The sequence below is a fragment of the Yeosuana sp. genome (assembly GCF_057126245.1).
Genome location: NZ_DBNGMQ010000019.1, coordinates 68,990 through 87,229 on the forward strand (window position 1 = coordinate 68,990; position 18,240 = coordinate 87,229).

The window sequence follows — 18,240 nt, forward strand, 5'->3', positions numbered from 1 at the left end:
ATGATAAATTAATATATGTTTATAAAAGTTGTTTTTAAAATCCATGTAATATTAATCGGTTACGACTATCTGTATTAATTATAGCGATATCAAATTTTAGATCTATATATAAAAAGAGTCACAAAAAAGTGTTTATTTATTAATAATTATAGAGTAAAAAACTCATAATATATTTTGCTATCTGTGTTTACTACTACCTTATATATACCTGTAGCATCATCTAATAGCTTGTAAGCCTTACCTATGTTTTTCGTGTTTTTAATGGTTTCAGAATATATTAGCTCTGAAGAGTCGTTATTTCCAGAATAAAATAGTTTTATATCTAAAGGGGCTTCACTGAGTGATAATTTATTAAGATAGATGTAATTACCTTTTAATAGTACATAGGGTTTAAAAATTGTTGTTTCCTTATCTTTGTCAAAAGTTACCTTATTAGAAACAACATTAAAGGGAATCATTTTTATTTGTAAATCCTTATCTAATTCAAAAAAGTAGTCACCGTCAGGTAACTCAGTTAAATCAAATGTTTTAGAGTAAATCCCGCTTTCTTCTATTAATTCTTTATAGAGAACAATCCCATTTAAATCTTTAATGACTAATTTCTGACCTTCTCTAACATCTTTTATAGTGACTACTGTCCTTGCAACACCTTTATCTTTTTTAGGAATAAAAGAATACCCTTCATTGGCATTACTTAACATAGAAGTAAACATAACTACTGTTAAAAAACTTTTTTTAATTACTTTTTTCATGATTTGGTTTTTTTAATGTTCAACATGACAAATGTATCTTGTATTGAATCGTTAAAAAACATCCATTTTAGTCAAATTATGTGTTATTTTAACTGTAAAATTATAGTTAACAAATTGTTAAGATAAAATAGCATATAATTTTGTTAATACAATATATCTTTTAAAAAATATATGTTGTAAATTTGTACAAAAATAATATGCCTAACAAGAAACCTACATTTGAAAAAGTAAGCCCTAGTTTTGGTAGTTCTTTATTAATTAAGCAACATACTGAAAAACGGGAGAATAACTTTGCCTTTTGGCATTTTCACCCAGAGTTAGAACTGGTATACGTTAATCAAGGTAAGGGAAAAAGACATATAGGAAATCATCTTTCATATTTTAATAACAGTCAATTAATATTATTAGGGTCTAATCTTCCTCATAACGGATTTACAGATAGACTTACCGCTAATGGTACAGAAACTGTTATACAGTTTAAACCTGATTTTTTAGGGGAAGGATTTTTTAATGCACCTGAGATGAATGGGATTGCAACCTTATTTGAACGCGCTAAAAAAGGAATTCTTTACAGACCAGAAGCAAAAAAATTAGTGGGACCTAAAATTGAGAGTTTACCCGAATTAGAAGGGTTTGAAAGAATTTTAAAGTTACTTGAAGTTTTAAATGACTTAGCAAAATCAGAAGATTATACCTTGTTAAATGCAGATGGATTTGCATTTGAGACGAAACCACAAGACAGTTCAAAAATTGATGTAATTTTTAAGTTTGTAAATAGTAACTTTCAGCGCCACATAAGTTTAGAAGAGATTGCCGATAAAGTGAGTATGACGGTACCTGCATTTTGTAGATTTTTTAAAAAAGCTACCGGGAAAACATTTACAGAGATTGTGAATGAATATCGGGTGGTACATGCAACGAAATTGTTGAATGAAAGCCAATTAAGTATTGCAGATATTTGTTACGAGTGTGGCTTTAATAACTTTTCTCATTTTAATAAACAGTTTAACGAGATTACTGGAAAAAGCGCTTCTAACTACAGAAAAGAAATTAAAAAAATTATTGAACAGACAACACTTGTTTAATTAATACCATGCCATTCTTTATAAAATTCCTTTAAAAAGCTTTCCATATATTGGTGTCTTTCTAAGGCTATTTTATAACCAGTTTGAGTATTCATTCTATCTTTTAGAAGAAGTAATTTTTCGTAAAAATGATTTATGGTAGGTGCCGTTGAAGCTTTATATTCCGCTTTAGTCATATTCAAGTTTGGTTTAATATCCGGGTTATAAAGTGGCCTGTTTTTAAAACCTCCGTAATTAAAACAGCGCGCGATACCAATGGCACCAATAGCATCTAATCTATCAGCATCTTGTATCACACTTAATTCTGGTGAGTGAAATTTTTGAGCCTCGTTTCCACCTTTAAAAGAAATGTTTTTAATAATGTTAATAACGTGCTCGATTGCGGTTGAATCTACATTCAGTTTGAATAAAAACTCACGAGCAATCTTAGGGCCAATGGTTTCATTACCATTGTGAAATTTACTATCGGCAATATCATGTAATAAGGCTCCAAGGGCAACAATAAATGCATCTACTGCTTCATTTTTAGAAATAAGTAAAGCATTATTATAAACACGTTCTATATGAAACCAGTCATGACCGCCTTCGGCATTTGCTAATTGTTCTTTTACAAAAGCCTTTGTTTTATTTATTTGTTCCTGCGGAGTCATCATGGTATAAAAATAAAAATTCCTTTCGTTTTGGAAAGGAATTTTTTAATATTTCAAATTACCTAATAACTGCTGGTTCAACCCATTTAAATTGAAATGAATTTTCAGGAATTTTCATTCTGTCTGCTATTCGTAACATTCTGTCTGGTAATTTCATAAGATAATCTCTTGCTTTTTCAGCTTCATCGTTAAGATCTGTAATCTTATCAATTTCCCATCGCACAATTAGTTTTTGTAAAATATCTACGTAATCTCTTGATGTATAAACCCCGATTCGCTGTGCTGTATTAGAAAATTCTTCAAATGCGGTACTTATTTTATCACCAGATTCTCTTAAGAAGTGCGCTGGCATAGTGATTTTTTGTTTCATCATGTAATGAAAAGCCATCATCATCTGGCTTGGATCAACTTTAAAAATACGCTCAACAAATTCTGAATAGGCATGATGATGTCTCATTTCATCCCCAGAAATAATTTTACACATTTTCCCCAATTGCTTATTACCATTTTTATTAGCAATTTTAGCCACTCTGTTATGAGAAATATAGGTTGCTAATTCTTGAAAACTGGTATACACAAAATTTTTGTAAGGATCTCTATCGGTACCAATATCAAAACCATCGGCAATAAGGTGTTGGGTGGTTATTTCAATTTCGCGCATATTTACACGACCCGACAAGTATAAGTATTTATTAAGCACATCGCCATGTCTATTTTCTTCGGCGGTCCAATGACGTATCCATTTAGACCATCCATTCTGACCTTCAACTTGATCAATTCCTTCAACATCCATGAGCCAAGATTCATAAGTTGGTAAGGCTTCTTCAGTAATCATATCACCTACCAACACCACCCAAAAATCATAGGGCAACTCTTTTGACAATTCTCTTATTTCCTTAACATCCTCAAAAAAAGTATGTTTTTCTGAGTTTGGTAGAAAATCTGTTGGCTGCCATATTTTTTCAATTGGAATTAAGTATTTATCAATTAAGGAATCGACATCTTTTTCCAAAAACTTCATGACTTCTAAACGGACATTTTTTAATGACATATATATTATTTATGGTTGTATATTTTTTTTGATAGTAGCTTCTACTGTATGAATAAGCTCTTCTTTATTTGTAAAGGTACTAACTTTTATGGGCTTATGAACAGTAAATGTAATATGGGTGCCTAAACCCATAGGAAATTTCCCATAACGAAACATTTTCCACGAATTATTTATAGAAATTGGAACGATTAAAGCAGACGGTATTTTTTTAATTAAAATTTCCAATCCTTTCGTTTGAAATGGTTTTGGAACACCGTTTTTACTTCTTGTTCCTTCCGGAAAAATAACAGCACTTCGCTTATTAGATTCAATATATTCACCAAACTTCATGAGTGCAGGCAAAGATTGTCTTGGGTTTTTTCTATCTATTAATGCGGCACCACCATGACGTAAATTATAAGAGACGCTAGGTATGCCTTTTCCTAATTCTATTTTACTAATAAATTTAGGGTGATATTTGCGCATATACCAGGTAAGCGGATAGATATCGTGAAAGCTTTGGTGATTGGCAACGATAATTAAGGGTTGATTGGTATCAATATTATGGATATTTGTAAAGGTAAAACGGGTTCCTAAAATATTGGCGCAACGCATTAAGCACAATTGTAAAACATCCACACTTAATTTGTGAGTTTGATAACCAAATACATTAAAACAAACCCATTGAATAGGATGAAAAATGACAAGGGTCAATAAAAAAAGGGCATAATATATAACCGTAAGTGGGTATGATAATAATTTTAACATGTTCAAAAATAAGTAAAAACTTAGTTTTAATATACAGCAATACAGGTGTTATTTTCGCATATCAAACTTGAAGGTGGATTTACAATAGAGCATTCAGAGATAATATTCCAACTTGTGTTGTAAAGGGCTTCTTTTTGGTTATAACCTTCAACCATACTTTCTAGTTCTTCGGTATTAATAGAATTAGAATAAACTAAATAACTCCAAGGGCCTCCGCAGGGTTTACTACCAAAAGCAATATAAGCACATTCTGTAGATTCATTACAAACAGATTGAGAGGCTAAGTTTTCAATAGATTGTCTTAATAAGGATAATTCTTGCGTTTCTTGTTCTTGTGTAAAAGGTTCAATATCATCGTCACATTGTGTAGAAAACAAAAACAAACATAGTGGTACTAAAATAAATTTGGAGATTGATTTCTTCATCTTTTAACAATTTATTTGTTAGATGTGATATTTTTATAATGGTTGTGTTAAACAATAAAAAAACCACGAATAAATCGTGGTTCTTATTTTTTAAGTTTGAGATATTAGCAATGCGCATTATAAGCATCCATGAGGTTTTCAGCAATAATTTCAGCTGGCCTACCTTCAATATGGTGACGCTCTAACATATGAACCAATTCACCATCTTTAAACAAAGCGATACATGGAGAGCTTGGAGGAAAAGGAACCATATGTTGTCTGGCCTGATCAACAGCTTCTTTATCAACACCTGCAAAAACAGTTACTATATGTTCTGGTTTTTTAACGTTTTGTAAACTCATTCTTGCTCCTGGACGTGCATTGGCTGCGGCGCAACCACAAACTGAATTTACAACCACTAAGGTTGTTCCATCTTTTGCTAAAGCTGCATCTACAGCTTCGGCACTATGTAATTCTTCAAAACCAACTTTGGTTAAATCTTCGCGCATTGGCTTTACTAATTCTGCTGGATACATATTTTTATATTTTTAAAATTAACTAATTATGATTGCAAATATATCAATTGTGTAACAAAACCAACATGCAATCAACTAACAAATATTAATTTACTCTTAATTATTGATATTTTAATAAATTGTCTAGAGTGAACCTAGTTAATATAATTTCTTCTTTTACAAGAATGAATTTATATGTAGGTTTGACGTTAAATAAATTTTTTACTTACATGAGTTTTTCAAAATGGATAGGGGCTGCGTTAGGATGGTCGTTTGGCGGACCTATTGGTGCTATTTTAGGATTGGCCCTAGGAAGTGTTGTCGATGGAATGTCTAATGGAAATTCCAATACGGTTTATAAGGAACAACAATCAATAAAAAGAGCGCAAACACAGCCAGGAGATTTTGAGGTAAGCCTACTAATATTAGCCTCTATTGTTATAAAAGCCGATGGTAAACAAGACCAACGCGAACTAGACTATGTTCGCCACCAGTTTGTAGGCATGTATGGTAAAGAACGGGCCAATCATGCTTTTAAATTATTTAAAGAAATAAACAAACTAAAAAATATTTCCACTAGGCAAGTGTGTCTTCAGATTAGGCAAATGATGCAACATGCGTCGCGTTTGCAATTAGTACATTTTTTATTCGGAATCGCTAAGGCCGATGGTTTTGTTACCGAAGACGAAGTCAATCAAATTTATACTATTGCAGGGTATTTGGGCATAAATTCTAGAGATTATGAAAGCATAAAAGCCATGTTTTATGATAGCACAGATAATGCTTATAAAATTCTAGAGATTGATAAAACCGCCACTAACGACGAGATTAAAAAAGCCTATAGAACCATGGCTAAAAAATATCATCCTGATAAAGTGATTCACTTAGGCAAAGAGCACCAGAAAGGTGCCGAAGAAAAATTCAGACAAGTACAAGTTGCTTATGAAAAGTTACAGAAGGAACGTGGGTTTTAATTAAATTTAAAAATTTTGAAATAAATAAGGAGACCTTTTCGTAGTTTGACCATTAAGTAAGAAACCAGTTTTGTGAACGATAAAAAAATTCTAGAACTTTTTAAAGAAGGTCATCGGGAAAAAGCTTTTTGTAAATTATACACCTTATATCCAAAAATAGAGTCTTTAGTTATTTCCAAAGGTGGACAAAAACAAGATGCCTCAGATGTGTTTCAGGAAGCCTTAATTATCCTCAATAGAAATCTTGAGAAATCAGAATTTAAACTTACTTCTTCATTTTATACCTATTTATATTCAGTATCTCGATTTCTTTGGAAAGATTCCCAAAGGAAATTTTCAAAGGAGGAACTGAAAAATTTTAGTGATACAGAAATAGAATATTTCCATAGCGTTTTAGAAGAAAAAAAGTACCAACGCGCAGAGCGTGCATTTCTCGAATTAGGACAACGATGTCAACAACTTTTACAACTGTTTTATCACAAAGCATTGTCTTTTAAAGACATTGCAAACGTGATGAATTTTAAATCTGAAAAGATTGCGAAAAACCAGAAGTATAAGTGCTTAGCCAAAGCAAAAGACATCTATCAAACAAGTAACATTGTACAATCTTAATTCGAAACATTATGGAACATTACATTCAAAATATAGAATTAATTAATAACTATTTAAATAGAACACTATCTAAAAGTGACAATCAAGACTTTAAAAATCGATTAAAAACAGATGCCGAATTTAATAGTTTGTATGAAGACCACATTCATTTTTTAGAAGGCTTAAAACGACGAACCTTAAAGACCGAAATTAAAAAAGCAAAGCAAATTTATGTTAGAAATATATGGTTTAAATATTTAGGAATTTCGGTGTTAGTTTTAACTGTTTCAGTATTGATTTATATCAATTTAAAAACGGATACCATTACAAAACCCAAAGCGAAACCAAATAACATTACGACTACCGAAATAGTTTTAGATTCTGTGTTACCAGAACCTGTTATGAAAGACACAATGGCGGTTAAAAATACTTTAAAAACAGAAAAAGTAAAGGATGAAGAACAAGTTATATCTAGCAAAATAGAGATAAAGGAAGAATTATCTGAGGTTGTAATTCCTAAAAAAACAGCTCAAACATATATTATTAATTCTAAAAAGGACACCACTTTAATTTGTAAAGAAGGCACCAAGTTAATGATTAAAGCCAATTCGTTTATAAATAGTAATAATATCGAAGTACATGGTAATTTAGAACTGAATGTTACCGAATTTTATAATCTTTCAGATATATTGTTGGCCAATTTAACAACCACGTCTAATGGGAATTTATTAGAGACTGGCGGCATGCTGCATATTGAAGTGAAGCAGAACGAAGCCATTTTAAAACTAAAAGAAAGCGCGCGTATTGAAATTGTATTTCCTTCAAAAGTTAAAAAGGAAAATATGCAACTGTTTTCAGGCGAATGGAAAGAAGGAGTCATAAATTGGACTTTAGAAAAACAAAACGTTCCGATAGTTGAAAATGAAGTCGTTGAAGAAGATATTGAAGTGCCTTTTGCTGTTATAGAGCAAATTCCCGTATATCCTGGTTGCGAAAATTTATATAATGCCTCTGGCAAAAGATGTATGTCTGAAGCTATTAGTAAATTTGTTCAAAGAAATTTTAATTTGAAAATTATAACAAATCTTGGTTTAAGAGGAAGGCAACGAATAAATGTCATTTTCAAAATTAACAAAGATGGTGAAGTCGTAAATATTCGAACTAGAGCAAATTATTCAGATTTAGAGCGTGAAGCAAGTAGAGTGATTTCATTATTACCAAAAATGCAACCAGGAAAACAACGTGGAAAACGGGTAATGGTTCTATATTCATTGCCCATTATTTTTCAAGTACATGGAACCACCGGAAAAGTTCTAAATAGTGATAATGCAATGCTTATTGGTACGAATCCCATTCAAGATTCCGTCGTTAATATAAACTTTGAAGAAAGTTTTACGTCTAAGAATAACGCTAATGTGAGCGTTAACGACGTAAATAATTACATTTTAAGAAGTTCGAATTTAGGTTGGATAAACTGCGATAGATTTGTAAACAGCAGTAACAATATAAAGTATTTACTAAAAATAAACGATTATCGAGGAACTATTATAAATATGGTTTTCAAGTCAATATTTGGTGTGATTCCAAGTAGGAAAATAAACGGGGAATTTTATTTTAAAAATGTACCGAATGGAGAGGAAATAGTACTCGTTGCAATAAAAAAGGATCATGGAAAATTATATGTTGATATTGTAGAAACTAAAACGCAACCAAAGCCAAGTGTAGAGTTTCATTTTAAGGAGGTAAACATTGAAGAATTAAAAAGGCAATTAAAAATTTTAGATTAATAGTCTGGTTTATAATTTACTACTCAAACACAACTGTAGATTGATTTTTACCAACAGTTAAATCAACCGTTCTTCCAAAAATCATGGCTCTGTTATCATCTTCATGACCGGCATGCATATTAAATGCTATTGGGAAATCATATTCAGAGAGTGCGTCTATGATAAGTTGTTCTATTGAAGAACCCCATTCTGTAGTGTTTTTCCGTATATTAGAAATATCTCCAACAATAAGACCTTTGCAATTATCAAAATAACCGGCACGTTTTAAACTTTGCAGCATACGATCTATGTGGTATTTATATTCACCAACTTCTTCAATAAATAATATTTTTCCAGACGTATCTATAGTCGTTTTAGAACCTAACATGGTGTGTAATAAGGTTAAGTTACCACCAATTAATTTGCCTGAAGAGGTCCCCGTTTTATTATATTCAGAACCTTCTAAAGTATAAGTTAAAGGCCTCCCAAAAAGCGCATTTTTAAAGGAAGAAATTGTTTCTTTAATCTCACTTAAGTCCTCTTGCATGCTCATGCACATCAAACCATGAATGCTTTCAAATCCTTCATTTTGTAATTGATTATGTAGCGCAGTAATATCAGAATACCCAATCAGCCATTTAGGGTGTTTTTTAAATTCAGAATAATTTAATTTATCTAAAAGCCTTACAGTTCCGTATCCACCTCTTGCACATAAAATAGCACTAATTGTAGGGCTATCTAAAGCTTTTTGATAATCCTCACAACGTTCATCATCAGTGCCTGCAAAATGATTATTTACGTTAAAAACATGATCACCAATAACAACATGCAGACCCCAGCTTTTTAAAAGGGTAATGGCTTGTTCAATTTTATTGTCTTTATTTATTAATACTCCAGAAGGCGCTACAATGGCAATAGTATCGCCTACTTTTAAATAGGGTGGCTGTGTCATTTTATCTTGTGAAAACGTTTCAGAAGTTATTATACATAAAAGAATACATAAAAGGCGTTTAAATATCATGCTTTAATATTTTATTAGAATAAAATTTATAGAAAACAAGTAGGTTTTTTAGTCTTTGGTAAATGTACATTTTTTTTCTAAATAGCCCTCAAAATGTGTACTTTTGTGGCTTCAAAATATTCAACAATGTCTAAAAGATATACTATTACAGCAGCTTTACCTTATACAAACGGACCCATTCATATTGGCCATTTGGCGGGTGTATATGTGCCTGCTGATATTTATTCACGTTATTTAAGATTAACAGGAAATGATGTTGCTTTCATTTGCGGGAGTGACGAACATGGTGTACCTATTACTATTAAGGCAAAAAAGGAAGGTGTATCACCTCAAGATGTTGTTGATAAATACCACGCCATTATCAAACAATCATTTGAAGATTTCGGAATTTCTTTTGATAATTATTCGCGTACTTCAGCAAAAATTCATCATGAAACAGCTTCCGAAATATTTAAAGCACTCTATGATAAAGGCGAATTTATTGAGGAAACTTCAGAACAATTATATGACATAGAAGCTAATCAGTTTTTAGCAGATCGTTTTGTAACAGGAACATGTCCAAAATGCGGCAATGAAGAAGCCTATGGTGACCAATGTGAAAACTGCGGAACAAGTTTGAATGCTACCGATTTAATTAACCCGAAGTCCGCCATTACAGGAAATGTACCCACCTTAAAACAAACGAAACACTGGTTCCTTCCTTTAGATAAATATGAAGCATTTTTAAAAGAATGGATTTTAGAAGGTCATAAAAAGGATTGGAAGCCTAATGTGTACGGACAGGTAAAATCTTGGATTGATGATGGCTTGCGCCCTCGCGCTGTAACCAGAGATTTAGATTGGGGAATTCCTGTGCCCGTTGATGGCGCAGAAGGCAAAGTACTTTATGTATGGTTTGATGCCCCTATTGGTTATATTTCTTCAACTAAAGAATGGGCAAAACGCGTTGGGAAAGACTGGGAACCTTATTGGAAAGACAAAGACACAAAACTGGTTCATTTTATTGGGAAAGATAACATCGTATTTCATTGTATTATCTTCCCTGCGGTTTTAAAAGCAGAAGGTTCTTATATTTTACCAGAAAATGTGCCAGCTAACGAGTTTTTAAATTTGGAAGGTAACAAGCTATCAACTTCAAAAAATTGGGCCGTTTGGTTACCAAATTATTTAATAGATTTTCCAAATCAGCAAGATGTATTGCGCTACGCTTTAACAGCCAATGCTCCTGAAGCTAAGGATAATGATTTTACTTGGAAAGATTTTCAAGCCAGAAATAACAATGAACTAGTAGCTATTTTTGGAAATTTCATTAATCGTGTGGTGGTCTTAACCAATAAATATTACAAGGGTATTGTTCCAGAACCAGGTGAATTGTGTCAAGTAGATGAAGACACCTTGGCTGCTGTCAAAACGTATCCAAATATGATTTCAAGTTCTATAGAGCGTTATCGTTTTAGAGAAGCTCAACAGGAATTAATGAATTTGGCGAGATTAGGAAACAAGTATTTAGCCGATGAAGAACCGTGGAAAGTCATTAAAGTTGATGCGTTAAGAGTGCAAACCATCATGTATGTCGCCTTACAAATAGCAAGTGCTTTAGCAACTTTAAGCGAACCATTTTTGCCATTTACGTCAACGAAACTTAAAAAGATTCTTGGTTTACGTTATAATGGGGAGCAAAGCGACGTGGTGATCTCTTCAATGGAGCAGAATGCCAAGACTTATAAAAATGAGTCTCACATTGACGATTTAAGTTGGGACGATGTAACCACAAAAGAAATTTTAATTCCTTCAGGTCATCAAATTGGCGAAGCAGAATTGTTATTTTCTAAAATTGAAGATGACGCCATTCAAAGGCAAATGGATAAACTCATAGCAAGTAAAAAAGCAAACGAAGCCGAAAATAAAACCGTAGATCCTCAAAAAGATACGATTACGTTTGACGATTTTACGAAATTAGATATTCGAGTAGGGACTATTCTTGAAGCCGAAAAAATGCCCAAGGCGAAAAAACTGCTGGTTTTAAAAGTAGATACAGGCATCGATGTGCGTACCATTGTATCAGGTATTGCTGAAAGTTTTACTGCCGAAGAGGTTATTGGAAAAAAAGTGACCGTCTTAGTTAATTTAGCACCAAGAACTTTACGAGGTGTTGAAAGTCAAGGCATGATTTTAATGACTGAAAATCCCGAAGGTAAACTAGTATTCGTAAATCCAGATGATGGATCTACAGCTAATGGATTGCAGATAAGTTAACCTTAAAATTATTTTTAGCATCTAACAGGAAATAATATTCGTATATTAAAACATATACGATAACGATTATATGTTTTTACATTATTTCAAAGATAATAATGCTGATTCTAAATGGAAATGATATAAACTAATTAGATAATCTTATAAAGTAAACTCATCAAAAATTTTAGAACTTTGTAACATAATATAACCATAATAATTATGAAAAAAATATTACTAATTTTTTTAGCAATCGGATTATTCAGTTGTGGAACTTCAAAAACCGTTAGAGAATCAAAAAAAGTCATTAAAGGGGAGTGGACATTAAGCTCTATATCTTATAGCGAAACAGGAACCTACAATGTCACCTTACTTAACGATGCATCAAAAACATGTTTTGAAGGAAGTTCGTGGCAGTTTATTCCTAATAACAATACAGGCGTATATACTATTAATAAAGCTAGTTGTTCTACGGGAGTTCGTAATTTTGTATTTACAATTCAGGAAATTGATCCGCAAACAGGACTTTATGATTTTTTATTAAAACCTACTAACGAAAAGAATAAATCTGATACCAATCAAGGATTCAGATTGAGCTTAAAATCGTTGTCTGAGGCAGCCATGCAATGGCAACAAACAGTATCAGTTGATGGAAAACCATTTACTATTACTATGAATTTTAATAAACTTTAAAAAAAAGAATAAATATATATACATGAAAACACTTATAAATAAAATTGGAATTATCGTTTTAGCCCTTATTTTGTCGGTTAGTTTAACGAATTGTAAAGCTGTTCAAAATGCAAATAACAAACAAAAAGGCGCAGTAATTGGTGCTACAGGTGGTGCTATTTTAGGTGCTATTATAGGAAACAATGTTGGTAAAGGTGGGAATGGTGAATTAGGCGCTGTTATTGGGGGTGTTGTAGGTGGTACTGCTGGTGTCCTTATTGGAAACAAAATGGACAAACAAGCCCAAAAAATTGAAGAAGAAATTCCAGGGGCTCAAGTAGAACGTGTTGATAATGGAATCGTAGTAACGTTTGATGAAACTAGCGGTGTATATTTTGATACTAATAAGTATAATATCAATACAGCATCTCAAACCACATTAAATAAATTAATTGGCGTTTTTAAAGAATACCCAGACACTAATATTCTTGTTGTTGGACATACAGATAGCCAAGGTGCAGAAGATTATAACATGACGCTTTCTAAAAACAGAGCTTATGCGGTAAGTAATTATTTATCTCAAAACGGGATTAGTCAAGGTCGTTTAACAACCAACTGGTTTGGCGAAGCGCAACCGCTTCATGATAATGCTACAGCCGAAGGTCGTGCTAAAAACAGACGCGTAAATGTGGCTATTTTACCTAATGAAAAAATGATTGAAGATGCTAAGACGCAATCTGGAAATTAAAAAATTATAATATAATAATTCTTTAAATCTCGTTTTCAATCTTACTTTGAAAAGGAGATTTTTTATTTAAATAACGTAACTTTACTTCATATATTTCATTTGAATTAAGTATGGAAACTCAAAATTTGAAAGGGCACTGGGATGCAGTCTATCAAAAAGAAGATGAAAAACTTGGTTGGTATGAACCTAATCCAAAGAAAACACTTTCATTAATTACTATAACTAATCTGCCTAAAGATGCCGCAATTTTGAATGTGGGAGCAGGAACAACAACATTAATAGATAAACTTTTAGATTTAGGATATACCAATATTACTGCAAATGATTTGAGTGACATTGCATTAGAAAAGCTAAAAAAACGTATCCAAAAAAGGTTTAATCATCAACTAAATACTATTGTGGATGATTTGACGAATCCAACAACATTAAATCAGGTTAAAAAAGTTGATTTATGGATTGACAGAGCAGTTTTACATTTCTTTTTAAAGGAAGAAGAACAAAAGGCTTATTTCAATTTAATTCAACAAATTGTTTCTAAAAAAGGCTTTGTTCTTATTGCTGTTTTCGCATTACATGGGGCTGAAAAATGTTCCGGTTTACAGTTAAAGCGATACAATGCAGAGATTCTTAAGGATAAATTGGGAGGAGATTTTAAGTTAATAAAAACCTTTAATTATAACTTTATCAATCCTTCTGGAGGAGAACGACCTTATGTTTACACACTTTTCCAAAAACAATAATCTGATTTATATCATGTTATAAATAAAAACAAGGTATTACTTTTAGCCACAGCAACAGAAAAGCGTACAATGAATTTTACTAAATAAAAAAAAACAAAAATATGTTATCAAAAATTATTGAAAAGGCACTTAACAATCAAATTAGAATAGAAGCAGAATCTTCTCAAATTTATTTAGCTATGGCTTGCTGGTCGGAAGTAAAGGGGCTAGAAGGGATTGCTAATTTTATGTATACCCAATCTCAGGAAGAAAGGGACCATATGCTTAAACTGATTAAGTTTGTGAATGAACGTGGCGGACATGCTAAAATTTCTCAACTTGCCGAGCCTAAAATAGAATTTGACACCATTAAGAATATGTTTGAACTGCTTTTAAAACATGAGATTTTTGTGTCTACAAGCATAAATGATTTAGTTGATATTACATTAAAAGAAAAAGATTATGCGACTCATAACTTTTTACAGTGGTATGTATCTGAACAAATTGAAGAAGAAGCAGTAGCCAGAACTATTCTAGATAAAATTAATCTCATTGGAAACGATAAAGGCGGTTTATACTTATTTGACAGAGATATTCAACAATTAACAGTTGTAAGTGCGGCTTCTCCACAAGCAGGTATTTAAATTGTAATTTTAACTGGATTTTGGGAAAAAAAAAGAAAAAGATAGCAATCAAAAAGTTAAAAGAACTTGGAGTTATCATCTCAGATAAAACCAAAAAAGATTGCTGTAATAAATACAAAAAGAAGAAAGGACACCGATGCGCTAAGTGCCCCTGTTTTGATTTGATAAAAAAAGTAGCCTAAGAATTTTTAAAAACAAGCTTTAAAGTTAGATACTTTTCTAACTTGCAGATGATTTAATTTTTTTGTTAATGCAACTTATACCTTTTATTGTCAAACAAACCCAACTTCCAGCAAGTTCTGTTTTAAACACGGTTGAATTATTAAATAATGATTGCACGATACCTTTTATTTCTCGTTACCGAAAAGAGCGTACCGGTAATCTAGATGAGGTTCAAATTGGTGATATTGTTAAATATAAAGAACAATTTGAAGTCTTAGAAAAACGCAAAAAAACTATTTTAAAAGCCTTAGAAGAGCAAGCCGTATTAACCGCCAAATTAAAACAAAATATTGAATCGTCTCAGGATATTATAACACTTGAAGATTTATATCTACCCTTCAAAAAAAGTCGAAAAACAAAAGCAGAAACGGCTAGAAAAAATGGATTAGAACCTTTGGCAAAAATCATCATGAGCCAAAATGCCAATGATGTTGAATCTATTGCTTTTAAATATGCAAAAGGAGACGTAAATTCTGCTGAAGATGCTTTAGAAGGCGCACGTCATATTATTGCCGAATGGGTGAATGAACGTACCGATGTTAGAAACAACATTCGACTCCAATTAGAACGTTTTGCCATCATTTCTACAAAAGTAGTAAAAGTAAAAATAGAAGATGAAAACGCTCAAAAATTTAGAGATTATTTTGATTGGTCTGAATCGTTAGGCCGCATTCCTTCGCATAGATTATTAGCTATTTTAAGAGCGGAAAATGAAGGATTCATTAAAGTTAAAATTGAGATTGATCATGAGAAAGCCTTAGCGAAAATTGAAGACAGAATCATTCGTTCTAATAATGCCTGTACGGAGCAAATTGAATTAGCTATTCAAGACGCTTACAAGCGTTTAGTGTTTCCGTCGTTATCAAATGAAGCCCTTCAGAATGCGAAAGAAAATGCCGATGAGTCTGCTATTAATGTATTTGCCAAAAACTTAAAACAATTATTATTAGGGGCACCTATTGGGGAAAAACGAGTATTGGCAATCGACCCTGGATTTAGAACTGGTTGTAAAGTAGTGTGTTTAGATGCACAAGGGCAGTTAAAATATAACGAAACCATTTATCCGCACCCTCCCAAAAGTGATGCTATTGGCGCTATGAAAAAAATAAGCTCGTTAGCCGATGCTTATAAAATTGAGGCTATAGCCATTGGAAATGGAACTGCATCACGAGAAACCGAAGCCTTAATTAGAAAAATTCGTTTTAAAAACGATATGCAGGTATTTGTGGTGAGCGAAGCAGGCGCTAGTATTTATTCGGCATCAAAAATCGCAAGAGAAGAATTCCCTAATTATGATGTGACGGTAAGAGGATCGGTATCTATTGGAAGGCGCTTACAAGATCCATTGGCAGAATTAGTAAAAATTGATGCTAAATCTATAGGTGTTGGTCAATATCAGCATGACGTCGATCAAACAAAACTTCAAAAATCATTAGATATGGTCGTTGAAAATTGTGTGAATTCTGTTGGTGTTAACATTAATACAGCCAGTAAAAGTTTGTTGAGTTATGTGTCTGGCATTGGTCCGAAACTAGCTGAAAATATTTTTGAATACAGAAATGAACATGGTGCATTTTCTTCAAGAGAAGAGATTAAAAAAGTACCACGTCTAGGAGACAAAGCCTTTGAACAAGGTACTGCATTTTTACGAATTAAGAATGCTAAGAATCCGTTAGACAATTCGGCAGTACATCCTGAAAGTTATCCCATTGTTAAGAAAATGGCAAAAGACTTAAGTAAAACCATTGAAGAATTAATAGGAAGCTCAGAGCTTCTTAAAAAAATAGATTTAAAAAAATATAGTTCAGAAGCTGCGGGACTACTTACCCTTGAAGATATTGTTAAAGAATTAGAAAAACCAGGTCTCGATATTCGTGAGCAAGCCAAAGTATTTACTTTTAATCAAAACATAAAAACTATTAATGATTTACGCGAAGGACAATTACTTCCTGGGATTGTAAATAACATCACTAACTTTGGTTGTTTTGTGGATGTGGGCATAAAAGAAAGCGGACTTATTCATGTATCAAACATAGCAGATGCTTTTGTAAGCGATGTGAATGAGCATGTAAGTTTGCATCAACAAATTATAGTAAGAGTGTTAGAAGTAGATATTCCACGAAAGCGTATTCAATTGAAGTTGTATAAATAAAAATATTATTATGAAGATACGTTTTTGCTAGAAATCACTTTACAGTTAAAAACTTTTATAAAATTTTGAAATGGAACAGGTGATAGGGTAATTAGGGTTTTTAATTTCTGTTTATGCGGTTATCGCTAACGATGTAATTCAGATCCTGGGTACATTTATATCTTCTAATCATAAAATTAAATGGTATTTTTTATGGCTATTTGCTGCTAGTATTTTAACGGTAACATTTTATTATGGATGGTTTTCTTATTCTGGAGACGTATCTTATGGCAGGCTTAATAATATTCCATTACCTAGTCAACTTAATTGGTGGTATATCTTAGCTCCAATAACATTATTACTTATTACGCGATTTGGAATACCTGTTAGTACAATATTTATGATTTTGAGTGTTTTTTCGTCGAGTGTAATTATCGAGAAAATGATTTTAAAGTCTGTTTATGGTTATGCTTTAGCATTTGTTTTCTCAATTTTAGTTTACCTCATTTTGTCTAAAAAGTTAGAGTCTGTGGTTTCACTCGATAAATTAGATAAGCATAAAAGAAAACATTATTGGCTAGTGGCCAATGGTTTTCAACTGGGTTTTTGTTGGTATTCTCGCTGGTAGAGAATTGGCGATAACATATTTATTAAATAAAAAAATATAAAATACACGTATATTATTATTATTGCTAAAGATTGAGGTAAAGTTAATATTGGATTAATTGTTAGTGTTGTAATTGCTTTTTTTAATATGAATAATGTGATATTATTTATTCATGTTCTTTATTTGCTCTATAAAAGTATCTAAGTCTACACCATTTTTCACAAGTGTTAAAGCCTTGTCAACTATATATTTTACGTTTACGGCATGAAACCCAAGACCAACACCAATTTTATTTAAAAGCCTGTGTTCTGAATCCCCATGAATCTGATCTACATGAACCATTCTCACTAAATCATATAAACGTTCTAAGCGGAGGTCGTAAGACACCGGTGGATTTATAGGATGACATTGATAATCTTTTAAAATAGTTTTATATTCAGCTTCACTAATATTTAAGTTTTGAGCTAATCTATTCAAAAATGCTTTTTCATCTTCAGTAATAATACCATCATCCATGGCTACTCTCACAATAGCGGCAAAATGGTCTTCATTTCGTTTTTTAAATCCGCTATCAAATAAATCTGAAATTGACATGTACTTTAATTTTTAGTGCTGCAAACCTACATATTTTTTTCGTTTTTTTGCAAAAAATATTTTTGGGCTTTTCATTTTGTTAGCAAAATGTCACGCTTTTATCACTCGCTTT

At 32.0% G+C, this 18,240-nt stretch carries 18 protein-coding genes; 10 read left to right on the plus strand and 8 right to left on the minus strand.

Translation table 11 applies throughout. The annotated features are described in order from the left end of the window. Positions 1 to 146: 146 nt before the first annotated feature. The gene (locus AC15TD_RS02025; RefSeq protein WP_484450470.1) at positions 147 to 752 is read right to left on the minus strand and encodes a hypothetical protein; all 606 of its coding nucleotides are present in this window, start codon (positions 750 to 752) and stop codon (positions 147 to 149) included. 197 nt (positions 753 to 949) lie between these two features. On the opposite strand from AC15TD_RS02025, the gene AC15TD_RS02030 reads away from it, so the two are divergent. Further along, the gene (locus AC15TD_RS02030) at positions 950 to 1,837 is read left to right on the plus strand and encodes an AraC family transcriptional regulator (protein WP_484450471.1); all 888 of its coding nucleotides are present in this window, start codon (positions 950 to 952) and stop codon (positions 1,835 to 1,837) included. On the opposite strand, the gene AC15TD_RS02035 is transcribed toward AC15TD_RS02030, so the two are convergent. From AC15TD_RS02035 to AC15TD_RS02055, 5 genes are all read right to left on the minus strand, one after another. Next, entirely contained in the window at positions 1,834 to 2,487 is a 654-nt protein-coding gene (locus AC15TD_RS02035) for an HD domain-containing protein (protein ID WP_484450501.1), read from the minus strand. The two genes, AC15TD_RS02030 and AC15TD_RS02035, sit on opposite strands and share 4 nt — an antisense overlap. A gap of 58 nt (positions 2,488 to 2,545) precedes the next feature. After that, complete coding sequence (locus tag AC15TD_RS02040) at positions 2,546 to 3,538, minus strand: acyl-ACP desaturase (RefSeq protein ID WP_484450472.1); 993 nt, start codon at positions 3,536 to 3,538, stop codon at positions 2,546 to 2,548. Positions 3,539 to 3,547: 9 nt separating this feature from the next. Beyond that, on the minus strand, positions 3,548 to 4,285 hold the full coding sequence (locus AC15TD_RS02045) for a lysophospholipid acyltransferase family protein (protein WP_484450473.1): 738 nt from the start codon (positions 4,283 to 4,285) through the stop codon (positions 3,548 to 3,550). Between the two features lie 26 nt (positions 4,286 to 4,311). Continuing rightward, positions 4,312 to 4,710 carry a hypothetical protein gene (locus AC15TD_RS02050; protein WP_484450474.1) on the minus strand — a complete coding sequence of 133 codons (399 nt, stop codon included), beginning with the start codon at positions 4,708 to 4,710 and terminating at the stop codon, positions 4,312 to 4,314. Positions 4,711 to 4,814: 104 nt separating this feature from the next. Next, positions 4,815 to 5,225, minus strand: coding sequence for a BrxA/BrxB family bacilliredoxin (locus AC15TD_RS02055; protein WP_484450475.1), 411 nt, complete (start codon positions 5,223 to 5,225; stop codon positions 4,815 to 4,817). A gap of 209 nt (positions 5,226 to 5,434) precedes the next feature. Here AC15TD_RS02055 and AC15TD_RS02060 point away from each other — a divergent pair, with 209 nt between their 5' ends. The 3 genes from AC15TD_RS02060 (at position 5,435) to AC15TD_RS02070 (ending at position 8,556) form a co-directional block, all read left to right on the plus strand. Beyond that, positions 5,435 to 6,178: a TerB family tellurite resistance protein gene (locus AC15TD_RS02060; protein ID WP_484450476.1), complete on the plus strand. Its 744-nt coding sequence runs from the start codon at positions 5,435 to 5,437 to the stop codon at positions 6,176 to 6,178. Positions 6,179 to 6,250: 72 nt separating this feature from the next. Then, the gene (locus AC15TD_RS02065; protein ID WP_484450477.1) at positions 6,251 to 6,790 is read left to right on the plus strand and encodes an RNA polymerase sigma factor; all 540 of its coding nucleotides are present in this window, start codon (positions 6,251 to 6,253) and stop codon (positions 6,788 to 6,790) included. A gap of 11 nt (positions 6,791 to 6,801) precedes the next feature. Beyond that, a complete protein-coding gene (locus tag AC15TD_RS02070; protein WP_484450478.1) occupies positions 6,802 to 8,556 on the plus strand; it encodes an energy transducer TonB in 1,755 nt (584 codons plus the stop codon). 19 nt (positions 8,557 to 8,575) lie between these two features. Here the strand turns inward: AC15TD_RS02070 and AC15TD_RS02075 are convergent, their stop codons facing one another. Beyond that, complete coding sequence (locus tag AC15TD_RS02075) at positions 8,576 to 9,556, minus strand: S66 peptidase family protein (RefSeq protein WP_484450479.1); 981 nt, start codon at positions 9,554 to 9,556, stop codon at positions 8,576 to 8,578. A gap of 126 nt (positions 9,557 to 9,682) precedes the next feature. On the opposite strand from AC15TD_RS02075, the gene metG reads away from it, so the two are divergent. From metG to AC15TD_RS02105, 6 genes are all read left to right on the plus strand, one after another. Further along, a complete protein-coding gene (metG, locus tag AC15TD_RS02080) occupies positions 9,683 to 11,812 on the plus strand; it encodes a methionine--tRNA ligase (protein ID WP_484450480.1) in 2,130 nt (709 codons plus the stop codon). Positions 11,813 to 12,013: 201 nt separating this feature from the next. Continuing rightward, positions 12,014 to 12,484, plus strand: coding sequence for a lipocalin family protein (locus AC15TD_RS02085; protein ID WP_484450481.1), 471 nt, complete (start codon positions 12,014 to 12,016; stop codon positions 12,482 to 12,484). Positions 12,485 to 12,506: 22 nt separating this feature from the next. Then, positions 12,507 to 13,211 carry a YiaD family glycine zipper/OmpA-like lipoprotein gene (locus AC15TD_RS02090; protein WP_484450482.1) on the plus strand — a complete coding sequence of 235 codons (705 nt, stop codon included), beginning with the start codon at positions 12,507 to 12,509 and terminating at the stop codon, positions 13,209 to 13,211. A 110-nt stretch (positions 13,212 to 13,321) separates the two neighbouring features. Continuing rightward, entirely contained in the window at positions 13,322 to 13,951 is a 630-nt protein-coding gene (locus AC15TD_RS02095; protein WP_484450483.1) for a class I SAM-dependent methyltransferase, read from the plus strand. Between the two features lie 101 nt (positions 13,952 to 14,052). After that, positions 14,053 to 14,574, plus strand: a complete 522-nt coding sequence (locus AC15TD_RS02100; protein WP_484450484.1) for a ferritin — start codon at positions 14,053 to 14,055, stop codon at positions 14,572 to 14,574. A 250-nt stretch (positions 14,575 to 14,824) separates the two neighbouring features. Further along, complete coding sequence (locus AC15TD_RS02105) at positions 14,825 to 16,948, plus strand: Tex family protein (RefSeq protein ID WP_484450485.1); 2,124 nt, start codon at positions 14,825 to 14,827, stop codon at positions 16,946 to 16,948. A 748-nt stretch (positions 16,949 to 17,696) separates the two neighbouring features. On the opposite strand, the gene AC15TD_RS02110 is transcribed toward AC15TD_RS02105, so the two are convergent. After that, entirely contained in the window at positions 17,697 to 18,128 is a 432-nt protein-coding gene (locus AC15TD_RS02110; RefSeq protein ID WP_484450486.1) for a tellurite resistance TerB family protein, read from the minus strand. Positions 18,129 to 18,240 lie beyond the last annotated feature (112 nt).

Coding starts and splice junctions, on each gene's coding strand:
- AC15TD_RS02050 (WP_484450474.1), bottom strand. CDS start 4,710: ATGAAGAAATCAATCTCCAAATTTATTTTAGTACCACTATGTTTGTTT.
- metG (WP_484450480.1), top strand. CDS start 9,683: ATGTCTAAAAGATATACTATTACAGCAGCTTTACCTTATACAAACGGA.
- AC15TD_RS02075 (WP_484450479.1), bottom strand. CDS start 9,556: ATGATATTTAAACGCCTTTTATGTATTCTTTTATGTATAATAACTTCT.
- AC15TD_RS02100 (WP_484450484.1), top strand. CDS start 14,053: ATGTTATCAAAAATTATTGAAAAGGCACTTAACAATCAAATTAGAATA.
- AC15TD_RS02040 (WP_484450472.1), bottom strand. CDS start 3,538: ATGTCATTAAAAAATGTCCGTTTAGAAGTCATGAAGTTTTTGGAAAAA.
- AC15TD_RS02060 (WP_484450476.1), top strand. CDS start 5,435: ATGAGTTTTTCAAAATGGATAGGGGCTGCGTTAGGATGGTCGTTTGGC.
- AC15TD_RS02045 (WP_484450473.1), bottom strand. CDS start 4,285: ATGTTAAAATTATTATCATACCCACTTACGGTTATATATTATGCCCTT.
- AC15TD_RS02085 (WP_484450481.1), top strand. CDS start 12,014: ATGAAAAAAATATTACTAATTTTTTTAGCAATCGGATTATTCAGTTGT.
- AC15TD_RS02030 (WP_484450471.1), top strand. CDS start 950: ATGCCTAACAAGAAACCTACATTTGAAAAAGTAAGCCCTAGTTTTGGT.
- AC15TD_RS02055 (WP_484450475.1), bottom strand. CDS start 5,225: ATGTATCCAGCAGAATTAGTAAAGCCAATGCGCGAAGATTTAACCAAA.
- AC15TD_RS02070 (WP_484450478.1), top strand. CDS start 6,802: ATGGAACATTACATTCAAAATATAGAATTAATTAATAACTATTTAAAT.
- AC15TD_RS02095 (WP_484450483.1), top strand. CDS start 13,322: ATGGAAACTCAAAATTTGAAAGGGCACTGGGATGCAGTCTATCAAAAA.
- AC15TD_RS02110 (WP_484450486.1), bottom strand. CDS start 18,128: ATGTCAATTTCAGATTTATTTGATAGCGGATTTAAAAAACGAAATGAA.
- AC15TD_RS02105 (WP_484450485.1), top strand. CDS start 14,825: ATGCAACTTATACCTTTTATTGTCAAACAAACCCAACTTCCAGCAAGT.
- AC15TD_RS02035 (WP_484450501.1), bottom strand. CDS start 2,487: ATGACTCCGCAGGAACAAATAAATAAAACAAAGGCTTTTGTAAAAGAA.
- AC15TD_RS02090 (WP_484450482.1), top strand. CDS start 12,507: ATGAAAACACTTATAAATAAAATTGGAATTATCGTTTTAGCCCTTATT.
- AC15TD_RS02025 (WP_484450470.1), bottom strand. CDS start 752: ATGAAAAAAGTAATTAAAAAAAGTTTTTTAACAGTAGTTATGTTTACT.